Source organism: uncultured Mobiluncus sp., from assembly GCF_902488535.1.
Taxonomy (GTDB): domain Bacteria; phylum Actinomycetota; class Actinomycetes; order Actinomycetales; family Actinomycetaceae; genus Mobiluncus.
In genome coordinates, this window is the sequence record NZ_CABTWO010000002.1 from 1 (window position 1) to 11,884 (window position 11,884).

The window sequence follows — 11,884 nt, forward strand, 5'->3', positions numbered from 1 at the left end:
AAACACGGTCCTCATCAAATCAGAAAACCGCAAAAACACTAACAAAAAAGCACCCCAAAAAAAGGGCACCAAAAAACGCGTAAACAAAAAACAAAACGCTATCGAGATCAAAACCAACAAACCCACTCGCGCGAGGTTTCCCTCGCACCGGGGGACCCGATTTTAGAGCACAGAACTCCCTCAGCGGTTCATTCCGTAGCTTTGCCATCAGGCCCGATTTGCTGCCCTACCGACTTAGTCAGTCGCAAGAGCAACGGATATATAACTTAGTAGGTTTCCTACGCAGTGTCAAATCGAAGTTAATCGTCCGCGTTTTCCCTCAGTTTTCAACCGTTTACGACACTGCTTCTCGGCGCAGGGCATCCTTGAGTTTCAGGCGCTCTCCGGTGGCGAGGATTCCCCTGCGGTACAGTTTGGCTCCCAACCAGACTAAAACCGGCAGGATAGCCAGGTTAATCCCTACCGAAAGTAGGGGCTCCCACCACTCCACAGTCGAGGAGGCAAGCTGACGTGCCGGCATCGCGTAGCAGTTAAGGAACGGAATCAGAGAGACCACTTTGATGAACACGCTTCCGGGAGTGAGTACCGAGAAAATGGCGGAGTAAAACCCGCCCAACTGCAGCAAAATGAGCGGAAGCGTGGACTGTCCAACATCTTCTTGACGCGATGCCAGCGCTCCCGCCCCGGCGAATAGCACCATATAGGTCGCTAAGCCCAAGATAAACCACACTATGTACCAGCCGGAGAAACTGGCCAGGTCGATTCGGATTCCGCTGGTCAGACCCGAAATTAACAAGGCTACCAGTCCCGCTGAGCCCATGATTAAGATTTGCAGGGCTCCCAATAATGTGATGCCCAGAATCTTGCCGATGAGGAGCTGCTTTGGGGTCACCGTAGAAACCAGAATTTCCACTATTCGCGAGGATTTTTCTTCAACAACGCCGTAAGCAACCAGCTGTCCCGACGCCATGACGACAATAAATAGCAAGGTAATCAGCACCATTACCACCAGGTAAGCCGCGAAGTTAAAGTCATCCCCGCTATCCCCGGACTCTGAGATGTCTCTCACCTCGACCTGCATTTGCTGCATTTTCTGGCCGATTTCCTGGAAACTGCCGCCCAGATTACCGATATATGAGCTCAACATGACGCTTTGCGCGGTGGCATTAATCATCAACATCGCCGTGGGAGAAGCCGGTCCATTACTAAACACCACCGGCTTGTCAGCAGTGCCACCAATCCCGAGGCTAATCTCCTCTTTTTGTACCGCCTGTTCCAATTCCTGGTCGTCGGCATATCCCTTGACCTTGTACATCGGCCCCATCGGGGAAGCCGTATTCAGAAAGGGATTCGCCTCAGGTTCAAAGGCCGGTGCGTAACTTTGGGTTTGGGTGGTTACGCCGATTTTCTCGGTGTCCGCTTCGGAGAGGTGAAAGAAATTTGCCAATCCCCCTGCTATTAGCACCACCAGCACCACCACAATGGTAGAGATAATGGCGGATTTGGATTTCATCCGCACCGAGAACTCGCGCCCGGCAATAATCATAATTTGTTTCATTGCTGACCACCTTTCACATCCGCGGTCTCGGTACAGACCATCGCGGTGGCCCCGGTTTTTGGTTCGTTTTCCTCTACGGCGCTGCGGAAGATTTCCGCAAGCGTGGGGATTACCGGGACGAATTCTGTGACATTTCCCGTCTCAACCGCGGCTTGCAGTATGGCGTGAGCTGTAGGGCTGTCTGAGAGAACCGGCACCAGCAAACCGCCGGGAAAAAACTGTACCGATTGGTTTAATTTGCGGGCGGCTTCCGTCCCCGCCACCACGGCAGCTTCGTCGCCACACAACCTGACCACCGGTGTCCCGGCCTCACGCCGCAGCTTTTCAACCTCGCCCGAAGCAACTATGGACCCTCCCGAAAGAATCGACACGTGCGTACACAGCGACTCCACCAGGGACAGCTGATGAGACGAAAAAATGACCGGCACCCCTTGTGCCGCGTACTCCTGCAAAACCCCACTCATGACATCTACGGCCAACGGATCCAATCCGGAAAATGGTTCGTCGAGAATCAGCATCACCGGATTGTGAACCAGCGCCGCCGCTAGCTGCACGCGCTGCTGGTTGCCGAGGGAAAGCTTTTCCACGCTGTCTTTTAATCGCTCTGACACTCCCAGACGTTGTACCCAGCGCTGGGTTGATTCGCGTGCGGTGCTTCGATTCTGACCGTGCAATCTGGCGAAGTATTCCAGTTGCTCCCCGACTTTCATCTTTGGATACAGGCCGCGTTCTTCTGGCATATAGCCGATGGAGGCCCGGACCGGGGCGTCAATAGGTTCGCCCCCGAAAGTCACCCGTCCCCGATTCGCGTCGATGATGCCCATCACGATACGCATGGTTGTGGTTTTCCCAGATCCGTTCGCGCCCACAAAACCCATGACCTGGCCAGGTTCCACGTTCATGGAAACACCTCGCAAAACTTCGCGAGTCCCAAAAGATTTGTACAAGCCCTCTATACGCAAAGCTCTACTGTTTTGTCCCATAATTTCTCCTCACACCAAAACTTCCGCGCAAAATCAGGATACAACCAACCCCCGAGCGTCCGGTTCCGTTTGTCCAAGTTTACCGGTGGGGCGTATAGGATAAAACCCATGTCATGGTGGGAAGCGCTAATCCTCGGTATCGTCGAGGGCATAACTGAATACTTACCTGTCTCTTCAACGGGACACCTCACGATTACTGAATACCTGATGGGTAAACAGATTGATGACGTGGGGATGGTCGCTTTCACAGCGGTCATTCAAATCGGAGCCATCGCGGCGGCAGTACTGTACTTTTGGAGTGATATTTGGCGCATCATAAAGGCTTGGGTGACGGGTCTGTTTCACAAGTCCGTCCGGCGCAATCCCGATTATCGCTTCGGCTGGGCCATCGTCATTGGGTCGGTGCCGATTGCTGTGGTGGGATTGTTGTTTAAGGACTTTATCGAGACTGGCTTGCGTTCCATGTGGTTCGTAGCGGCCGGATTAGTGGTGTGGTCAGCCGTGCTGTTCGCTGCCGACCACTATGCGGCGCGACAGGCGGCGAAAACACCAACTCCCGGTTCGCCCAAAGCGACTAAAACAGACAATGAAACCACAGTGATTCAGGCGCTCCTCATTGGTTTGATGCAATGCGTATCGCTCATTCCCGGGGTTTCACGATCCGGAGCCACGATTTCCGCGGGCCTGTTCCTGGGCTTTGACCGGGTCTTGGCGACCCGCCTGTCTTTCTTCCTGGGGATTCCGGCTTTGGTTGCTGCGGGCACTCTCGAAGGCGTGAGCAACTTCGACACTATCGGGGAAACAGTAGGCTGGGCACCCACCATTTTGGGGCTGGCTATGTCATTTATCATCGGGTACGCATCTATTGCCTGGTTACTGAAATTTGTTTCAAAACACAGTTTTAACTCCTTCATCATCTATCGCCTGTGCATTGGCGGACTCATCGCGGTGCTGCTGATTGCTGGCATTATTCCAGCAAACTGATTTCGGGTATCGTGGAATCCATGAACGCTGAGCTTGGGTTGTTTATTTCTACATTCACCACCTTGTTTGTAATCATCGACCCCTTTGGGAACCTCCCCGTATTCATGTCTCTGACTAAGGACCTCCCCAAGAAACAGCGTCAAACAGTTGCTTGGCAGGCTAACCTGTTGGCGATTGCCATTCTGTTCGTATTCGGGTTTTTTGGCTTTCAGCTCTTCGGCCTGCTGGGAATCAGCCCCGCTGCTCTACAGATTTCCGGAGGATTGCTGCTGCTGATTGTGGCTCTGCAGCTGTTGACCGGTGCAGAAGGAACTGTCGGCGAGGAGGGGGGCTCTTTGAATATCGCCGCCGTTCCATTGGGTACACCTCTGTTAGCGGGACCGGGGGCGATAGTGGCTCTGATGGTAGCCATGGGACACGCGGGGCATCATCCCCTCGCCGTCATAGCGGTGACCAGTGGAACTATCGCGGTCATGTTTACCTCGTGGCTCGCTATGCATTTTGCTACGCCTATCATCCGTTTTCTAGGAAATTCCGGTGTCGCGGTGATGACTCGACTGGCGGGTATGCTGCTCGCAGCCATCGCTGTGGAGCTGATGATCACCGGTGTTATCTCAGTCGTTCAGGACGTAGCAAAGACCATTTAGCAATCAACCAAAATAATTTATACCTGAATTTTGTATTCTATTTTTCCAATGGCTATTGGCTCTCCTCGGATGAATACTGCTCGGAAAATATAAAGTTGAACTAAGCTGGAACAGCGACACATTAAGGCAACGCCTCGCAATCACGCGATACCACGGCTTTGCCAAAATCTGAGGAGGAGTGCAATGACGCAAGTAAAAGCCTATGCGATGGATGGACCCGATCAGTCCTTTCACCCGACAATCTTGGAACGCCGCGAGCCCGGCCCTACCGAGGTGTATTTCGAGGTGAAATTTGCCGGGGTCTGTCACTCCGATATTCACACCGGCCGCGGTGAATGGGGGTCAGTTATCTACCCACTGACGCCAGGCCATGAGATTGCGGGTATTATTACCAAGATTGGAACGAACGTTACAAAGTTTAAAGTCGGTGATCGTGTCGGCGTGGGCTGCTTCGTGGATTCCTGCGGTCACTGCGAGGCTTGCGAAGCCGGTAGCGAACAGTTCTGCCGCAACGACGGCGGCACCATCTGGACTTACAACTGTGTGGGGCGCGATGGGCTGCCCACAGCGGGGGGCTACTCACAAGGCATCACGGTCGAACAAGACTATCTCTGCCGCATCCCGGATTCCATTCCGCTGGATAAAGCCGCTCCGATTATGTGTGCGGGCATCACCTTGTACTCCCCTCTGACTCGCTGGGGCGCGGGACCAGGCAAGAAGGTTGCTATCGTGGGGATGGGCGGTCTGGGTCACATGGGGGTCCAGATTTCCTCCGCTTTGGGTGCCGAGACTCACGTCATCTCGCGCACGCGCTCCAAAGAAGCTGACGCACGCCGGTTTGGAGCCGTAGAACTTCATCCCACTTCTGAGCCAGGCACCTGGGAATCGATGGCAGGACAGTTTGACCTGCTGGTTTCTACGCTGAGCGACGGGGTGGAACTTGACGACCTGGTTGCTTGCGTGAAGCCTGAGGGTGTGGTGGCTGTAGTCGGACTGCCCGAACACAGGCAGGAATTTTTAATGCGCAATGTCGTCAACGACCAAAAGATTATCGCTGGTTCCAGCATCGGAGGCATCGCCAAGACTCAAGAAGTCCTGGACTTTTGTGCCGAGCATGACATCGCCCCCCAGATTGAAATCATCAGCGGAGATAAAATCAATGAAGCCTGGGATAACGTGGTGAATTCCAAGGTGCGCTACCGCTACGTGATTGACACGTCAACTTTCTGATTCACGCGAATCCAAAAAAATTTTCCGCGTCACAAAGTTCCACACCGCGACAACCACGGTGGCGAGGATTTTTGTGATGAGAGGGTCGATGCGGAACACGACATCGCCGACGTAGAGCATGATTTCGTTGATACCTAAGCCAATGACGGCACCAACGAAGAATAGGATGACTTCACGTCGGCGAGTCATGTCGCTCTTGTGGCTGAAAACATAGCGCATCGATGCCGCGTAGTTGAAGGCTAGGGAAACGCAGAAAGAAATCACCGCCGCGATGAGGTAGTGAATTCCTATGATTTTGTAAAGGAAGGCAAAAAGCGTGTAGTCGATAAAGAAAGCCAGTAATCCGACAATCCCGAAGCCAATAATCTGCTTGCATAGATGCCACAGATTATTCCAGAAACGAGACGATTGAGGTGCTGCGGCCATTTCCTTATGTTCGACTGTTGCTTGCGATACCGAAAAGTCGGAACCGGATTCATCCGATTCCGACTTCCAACCTGTGGAGCATAGGGGATTCGAACCCCTGACCTCAACATTGCGAACGTTGCGCGCTACCAACTGCGCCAATGCCCCGGTTCGTATAGATTGTAGCGGTTGCAGGAGCTAACTTCCAATTTTCCCGACCCCTTCGGCTGTCGGCAAAAGTGCACCGGCGATTGAACCGAAATTCAGTCCCCGCTGGCGCGACGCCGTTCCAGGATACTTTCCAAATCCACCGGAGCTGCACTGACGTCTTCTGCAGCCAGAGCCTCACCGGCAGGCAGAATCTGAGCGGTCTGGGGCCGCATGGGTACCGGGGCGTATTGCCAATCGGCACGAAAATCTTGCTCCACAACCACTTGGCGTATGGCACCAGTCTTAAGCGTGTAGGACGGGGTCGGTAAATCAGCGGGATTCCACTTTGAGGTAGTTTCCTGTGCAGTCTCAACGGGATTCTCCACGGTCTCAGCACCGGGCTCCGTTTCAGATTTTGCCTTTTTATCAGGGCTCGAGTCTGCTGTTACCGGCTTTGTTTGAGCTTCAGCCTCGCTATCGTTTTGTACCGGACGTTCCGAATTAGTCAGGCACTCCGCGTCCTTAGCCAGACTTACTGCAGTAGCGGGCGCGGCTTCATTAGCTATCTGCACCGCTTGAGCCAAAGTACCGGGCACCGGTTTTCCTCCCGCTAGCGATGCCGCAGCGACCTTGGCCCACTGCTTAGCTCCGCGCATCCCTGCCGACTGCAACGCCGCTCGCCCTGCGGGACTTTGCGCCAAACGCTTTTCGAGAACCCGAATGGACTGCTGGAATTGACGGTCTTGCTCGCGACCGCGCTTCGCCGCTACTGCCCCCCACGAGATAGTTGCGGCGATGCCCGTCACGGGAGCCGCCAGCACCCACCACGCCAGGAAACCCGTGGCGACAAAGGCGCTGACTGCTGCCAAAGCAAACACCATGCCACCTAACAGGCCAGCGCGACGACGAGCCGAAGTGACCCGGTTGGAAGCTGCCGCCGCACGGCTGGCTTTCGCTTCTGTGTAGGTTCTCAAATCCTGAGCCATCTTAATGGGTCGAGTCACCGTTCGTCCGAGTTGACCTTGGTTTTTATGCAGAGCGACCTCTACGGAATGGGGTTGTTGCACCTGTTGGTCTAGTTCCAAAAGGCGCACTCCGTCCGAGAACCGGTCATCGTTTCGGGCTTGGCCCATTAGACGCCGCGATTTGGCCACCTGCGGTAAAAGCACCCCGATGACCACCAGTGTCAGGCCTAAAAGAATCCATGCAGAGATACCCACAAACCCAAAATAACGACCGGGCGGTACAAAAGGGTCACGCCACTCCGTACTCCCCTCGGAATACCGCAGTTTGACCAGCTGCGGAATCCTCACCAGTTAACAACTACCACATCGCTAACAATATTCACACTGACGCGCTAACTATTTTGGAGCGGCGGCTAGCCACGTTGACGCGCCGTCTCCAACCTGGCCACCATGTCGCCAGGGTGCCATTCTTCTGTAGTAATCGCGAAGGAATCATGATCACGCCACGCCGCATCAATGTAAAGGAAACGCTGCCGCAATCCCTCATAGCGCAGACCGAGCTTTTCCATGACCCGCAGAGAGGGGTTATTCTCAGGCCGAATATTCACTTCTAAACGGTGCAGACCGTAGGAGGCAAAACCCCAATCAATGACCATAGCTAGGGCCAGCGGAGTCAGACCCCGACCGGCGAAACGGGAGTTAATCCAATAGCCCAGGGCAGCGCTCATCTCTGCCCCACGATGCACGGAGCTGAGTGAAATCTGACCAGCCAGACGCCCTTCTGCAACGATGCCGAAATACATTCCCTGACCTAAGCGTGCGGTGCGAGCGGCGTCTTTCACAAACTCATCTATGCTGACCGGGCGTCCCAATCCCGGGGGCGCTCCGGCTTCCCAAGGAGCCAACCAAGCCCGATCCCCCATTCGTAACTTTTCGATGGCGAAAAAGTCGCGCCCTTTTAGCTGGCGCACTTCCAGCCAATCTACGTCCGTCTGCAGACCCCGTTGTTTCAGGTTTTCTTGCCGGATGATGACCCGCCGGAATGCCCCCGGGTAAACCGTCTCACCTCGCAAATTACGCATTTTGTACCGCTCATTCCAAAACCATACAGTGTAAGGTTTGCTGCGGCTGGACTTCTGTAACGTCCTCGGGAACCACCGCGAAGGCATTGGCCTGAGCCAGAGCCGCCAGTCTAGCCTGCGGATGCGAACCCAATACTTCTGCGCGGTATTCTCCCGGTTTTCCGGTCAGAACCACGGGAACAAACTCGCGACGTTCCGCTGGAGAAATCCAACCTCGTGACATTTTCGCCGGCACGGAAGCACGGTACAGGTTCGACCAGCCCGCCATCTTTCGCAAAGCCGGGCGCACAAAAGTTTCAAAAGCGACTTGGGCAGCCACTGGGTTACCCGGCAGACAGTAAATCGGGACCTCGCCCAACTTGCCGACCCCTAACTGACGACCCGGAGCAATGGCCACATTGTCAAAGCGTAGGGAACCTAAAGGCGTGAGCACGTCCTTCACAGTATCTGCCGAACCGTAGGATAAACCTCCCGTGGTAACAATCACATCAGCACGCACCAGCTGGTCTTCAATAGTTTCCCGCAACCGCGAGCGCTCATCGGTGACCATAACCCGAAAAGTTTTCGCGTCAACTTCCTCGGCAGCGGCGGCCAGGCTATGACCATTCGCATCATTAACCTGACCCGGTTCACGATGAGCTCCCGGCTCTACAAGTTCATCACCAATGCTCAAAATCACGACCCGGACTCGGGGATGCACCCGCACCCGTCCCTTACCCAAAGCCGCTAATAAAGCGATTTTTTGCGCATCCAGACGTTGGCCGGCACGCAGTACCGTTGTCCCGCCGGGGACATCAATACCGCTGGGAATGACCATTGCGGAGGCTCCTGGAGAAACCGGCTGGTTGACTGTGACCTGGGAAATGCCCATATCTGTTGACTCTACCGGCGCCACCGCATCTGCTCCGGGAGGCAGCGGAGCCCCCGAAGCAATCCGGATGGCGCTGCCCGGCACCAATCGAGTCCACACGGTATCACCCGCTTGAATATCTGCGGTAACGGGCAGGGTTACGGGAGCGCTAGCCACGTCCTGCGCCCGAACCGCATAGCCGTCCCCACCAGCCAAGTCAGTTGCGGGCAGGCTGGATTCGGCAATAATATCTGCCGATAACACGCAGCCCACGGCGTCTTCCAGGGGCACTGCCAGTTCCGGCAGCGGTTCAGCGGCCAGCAGGCACAGATTCAGATGTTCTCCAACGGAACGCATTAGCAAGCGCCTGCCTTTCCGCCCCGACCCTCGGTACTTTCGGTGCAAGTTTGGACTGCGGCCGGTTCGTCAAGCGAACCGACTAGACCTCGCATATATTCTCGAAGATGCGCACCGAAATCAGGATTTTCCAAGGAAAGTTCCATCTGCGCTTGCAAGTATCCGGTCAAATTGCCGGTATCGAAGTGACGCCCACGCGAAACGACCCCCCAAACGCCGCCTCCTTCCGTGACAGGAATTTCAGCAAAGGCAGCCAGAGCGTCGGTCAGTTGGATTTCATTGTTGCGTCCCGGTGGGGTTTGGGCCAAAATGTCAAAAATACGTGGGCTCAGCACGTAGCGTCCCATCAGGGCATAGGGCGAACGAACCTGATCCGCATCCGGTTTCTCAATGATGTCAGCAAGCTTGAACACTGCGTGCCCCGCGGCTGCCGCACCCAAGTCAACTGGCTCGACCCGTGCGGAACTGTAAAGTTTCGCTTCCGCCACGCTGACTTCCATCAGGGCCACCACGCACCCCCCAGTCACCGCGTGCACGTCCAACATAGTTTGCAACAGAGGATCTTCGGGGTGATACAAATCATCCGGAAGCTGCACGACAAAAGGCTGTTCCCCCACGGAATCACGAGCCTGCAGGACGGCGTGTCCCAATCCCCGGGCCTGTTCCTGCATCACCAAATCAACTTGGGGCAACGGCAAGTCTTGCTGACTTAACTCGCAGTCTTCGTGGGTAAAAAAATCTTTCAGAGCCGGCTTTTGAGGGCTGGCCACCACGTGAAACTGCTCAATACCACAGCGGACGGCTTCCTCAATTACCGTCATGATTACCGGTCGATTCACCAGGGGAAACAGCTCTTTTGGCACGGATTTGGTCAGAGGATACATCCGGGTTCCCTTCCCAGCGGCGGGGATAACGGAGCACCTAACTTCTAAACTCATGAATCAAGCCTAATCTATCCCGATGCAATAACAAGATAAATGAACGTAAATCAGGCACAATGTTAAGGTGCATGAGATGGAGCTAAACTTACCTGATTTGCGTGGGCAGGAGCCCGAAGATGCTAAGCAGCAGTTGAGACAACTCATTCGCGGATTTAGGGAACGGCTCAGTGATAGCCAGGTTTCCCAGGCCGGTCAGGAAATTAGGGATCGAGTGCTGGAGTTCGCTACCGACTTTCACACCATTGCCTGCTACGTCTCAGTTAAGAAAGAGCCTCCCACCCTAGATTTAATCGAGGCACTTTACCAACAGGGCAAGCGGCTATTGGTGCCAAAGCTGGGTTCCAAGCTAAACCGTGACTGGGCTTATTATGCGGGTCGCGATGATTTAGCCAACCGCTCCCCGAACAGGCCGATGGAGCCCAGCGGAGACGCTTTAGACTCCTCCGCCTTAGCGGCCGTGGACCTGGTAATCACCCCCGCTCTGGCGGTAGATCGACACGGAAATCGCCTCGGCCAAGGTGGAGGCTGGTATGACCGCGCTCTGCCCTACGTTAAGAAACAGACCCCTATCTATGCGCTGTGCTACACCCATGAGCTGCAGCGGGAACTAATCCTTCCCACCGACCAGTACGACATTCCGGTGACTGGCGTGTTGACGCCCTCATGCAGTTTCAAGTTGGCAGGCTCCGAGTTTCAAAAGTCGGGAATTTTGCCCGCTTAATTCTCTCCCATAGGCCTTTTATACTGCTGTTTTACTCGATCACAGGAGGTTTTCCACAAGGGCGGTAAAAATCGGGTTTTCCACAGGTAGACAACCACGGTGGTGGCGTGTGGTCCGTCATCTTCCTAGCGTGGACTCATGAACATAAATCGTTTTTGGAATTGGCGTTACCCTCTCGCCGCGGGTTTGGCTATCTTGGCCGTGTTCGTTGTGGTAACGCTCTTTTTACCTGAGAAGGCCGCCGCCACCGTAGTGGTGGTCAAACACGAAGTGTGTGCCGGCTGTGAAATTACCGCGAAAGACGTGGGGCTTTCCGCTTTGGCTCCTTCCGGTGTTCCCCGAGACCACTATCAAAAAGCTGACCGTGTCATCGGGAAAACCGCCGCGGTTAATTTGTCTTCCGGAACCGTGCTGCAGCCTGCATTGTTGGTGGAAAACGCGGTGGAGGATCTGCGGACAGGAGAGGTCGCCTTCGCTGTCGAAGTCAGCGACCCTGCGGTGGCGGGGTTCTCCAAGACCGGGCAGCGGGTAGAAATTTGGTGTTCCGGAGGGAACGTGGATGGGGAACTGTTAGCTTCCAATGCCCGAGTTGTCGGGGTAAAAGCCGTTTCAGAAAGTTTTTTGGGCACCGGAAACTCCGCCTCTATCGCTTACTTGGCGGCTCCCGAGGACGAAGCTCGCCGAGTCATCGCCGCCAAAGCCGACTACGACCTCAGTTTCGTGGTTCGCCGATAGCTGATACCAGACTACAGCTTTCCGAAATGCGGGGGAATGTCTGCTTTCAGCCGTTTGTCATTGGATTCGTCGATTTCTTCTGGTGTTTCCGGAGTCGCCTCAAGGTTACCTGGGCCGGGAATCGCGAAAGGGTTGGCTTTGCCTTCGTCCTGCTGGGAGATATAGGTGGCGCGACGGTGGCTGCGAATTCGCCGGCGTTGCCTTTTCGGTTCAGGCTGAGCCTTTTGAGCGGCAAAAATGTCGAGCGGGGTAGGTTTGTTCTGTTCCATCGTTTTC

General features: G+C 54.9%; 13 protein-coding genes and 1 tRNA gene. 5 read left to right on the forward strand and 9 right to left on the reverse strand.

Annotated features, from left to right (window positions below; genetic code table 11):
• Nucleotides 1–334 precede the first annotated feature (334 nt).
• Both RDL66_RS00855 and RDL66_RS00860 read right to left on the reverse strand, forming a co-directional pair.
• Nucleotides 335–1,558, reverse strand: a complete 1,224-nt coding sequence (locus RDL66_RS00855) for an ABC transporter permease (protein ID WP_307741458.1) — start codon at nucleotides 1,556–1,558, stop codon at nucleotides 335–337.
• Entirely contained in the window at nucleotides 1,555–2,541 is a 987-nt protein-coding gene (locus RDL66_RS00860) for an ATP-binding cassette domain-containing protein (protein WP_307741459.1), read from the reverse strand. Before RDL66_RS00860 ends, RDL66_RS00855 begins: the two co-directional genes overlap by 4 nt.
• A gap of 108 nt (nucleotides 2,542–2,649) precedes the next feature.
• On the opposite strand from RDL66_RS00860, the gene RDL66_RS00865 reads away from it, so the two are divergent.
• The 3 genes from RDL66_RS00865 (at nucleotide 2,650) to RDL66_RS00875 (ending at nucleotide 5,402) form a co-directional block, all read left to right on the forward strand.
• Nucleotides 2,650–3,525: an undecaprenyl-diphosphate phosphatase gene (locus RDL66_RS00865; RefSeq protein WP_307741460.1), complete on the forward strand. Its 876-nt coding sequence runs from the start codon at nucleotides 2,650–2,652 to the stop codon at nucleotides 3,523–3,525.
• A 20-nt stretch (nucleotides 3,526–3,545) separates the two neighbouring features.
• Nucleotides 3,546–4,172: a MarC family protein gene (locus RDL66_RS00870; protein WP_374042886.1), complete on the forward strand. Its 627-nt coding sequence runs from the start codon at nucleotides 3,546–3,548 to the stop codon at nucleotides 4,170–4,172.
• A gap of 183 nt (nucleotides 4,173–4,355) precedes the next feature.
• The gene (locus tag RDL66_RS00875) at nucleotides 4,356–5,402 is read left to right on the forward strand and encodes an alcohol dehydrogenase catalytic domain-containing protein (RefSeq protein ID WP_307741461.1); all 1,047 of its coding nucleotides are present in this window, start codon (nucleotides 4,356–4,358) and stop codon (nucleotides 5,400–5,402) included.
• Here RDL66_RS00875 and RDL66_RS00880 read toward each other — a convergent pair.
• The 6 genes from RDL66_RS00880 to RDL66_RS00905 form a co-directional block, all read right to left on the reverse strand.
• Nucleotides 5,391–5,828, reverse strand: a complete 438-nt coding sequence (locus RDL66_RS00880; RefSeq protein WP_307741462.1) for a GtrA family protein — start codon at nucleotides 5,826–5,828, stop codon at nucleotides 5,391–5,393. The genes RDL66_RS00875 and RDL66_RS00880 overlap by 12 nt on opposite strands.
• A 74-nt stretch (nucleotides 5,829–5,902) precedes the next feature.
• Nucleotides 5,903–5,975 (reverse strand) — tRNA-Ala (locus RDL66_RS00885).
• A 95-nt stretch (nucleotides 5,976–6,070) separates the two neighbouring features.
• Nucleotides 6,071–7,177, reverse strand: coding sequence for a hypothetical protein (locus tag RDL66_RS00890; protein WP_307741463.1), 1,107 nt, complete (start codon nucleotides 7,175–7,177; stop codon nucleotides 6,071–6,073).
• A 158-nt stretch (nucleotides 7,178–7,335) separates the two neighbouring features.
• Entirely contained in the window at nucleotides 7,336–8,004 is a 669-nt protein-coding gene (locus RDL66_RS00895) for a GNAT family protein (RefSeq protein ID WP_308534595.1), read from the reverse strand.
• A 10-nt stretch (nucleotides 8,005–8,014) separates the two neighbouring features.
• Nucleotides 8,015–9,211: a gephyrin-like molybdotransferase Glp gene (gene glp / locus RDL66_RS00900; RefSeq protein WP_308534596.1), complete on the reverse strand. Its 1,197-nt coding sequence runs from the start codon at nucleotides 9,209–9,211 to the stop codon at nucleotides 8,015–8,017.
• On the reverse strand, nucleotides 9,211–10,149 hold the full coding sequence (locus tag RDL66_RS00905; RefSeq protein ID WP_308534597.1) for a UTP--glucose-1-phosphate uridylyltransferase: 939 nt from the start codon (nucleotides 10,147–10,149) through the stop codon (nucleotides 9,211–9,213). The genes glp and RDL66_RS00905 overlap by 1 nt, the downstream gene beginning before the upstream one ends.
• Before the next feature lie 76 nt (nucleotides 10,150–10,225).
• On the opposite strand from RDL66_RS00905, the gene RDL66_RS00910 reads away from it, so the two are divergent.
• Both RDL66_RS00910 and RDL66_RS00915 read left to right on the forward strand, forming a co-directional pair.
• The gene (locus RDL66_RS00910; protein ID WP_308534598.1) at nucleotides 10,226–10,873 is read left to right on the forward strand and encodes a 5-formyltetrahydrofolate cyclo-ligase; all 648 of its coding nucleotides are present in this window, start codon (nucleotides 10,226–10,228) and stop codon (nucleotides 10,871–10,873) included.
• A gap of 138 nt (nucleotides 10,874–11,011) precedes the next feature.
• Nucleotides 11,012–11,608 (forward strand): SAF domain-containing protein, encoded by a 597-nt coding sequence (locus RDL66_RS00915; protein WP_308534599.1) that lies wholly within the window; start codon nucleotides 11,012–11,014, stop codon nucleotides 11,606–11,608.
• Nucleotides 11,609–11,619: 11 nt separating this feature from the next.
• On the opposite strand, the gene RDL66_RS00920 is transcribed toward RDL66_RS00915, so the two are convergent.
• On the reverse strand, nucleotides 11,620–11,877 hold the full coding sequence (locus RDL66_RS00920; protein WP_308534600.1) for a hypothetical protein: 258 nt from the start codon (nucleotides 11,875–11,877) through the stop codon (nucleotides 11,620–11,622).
• Between the last annotated feature and the right edge of the window lie 7 nt (nucleotides 11,878–11,884).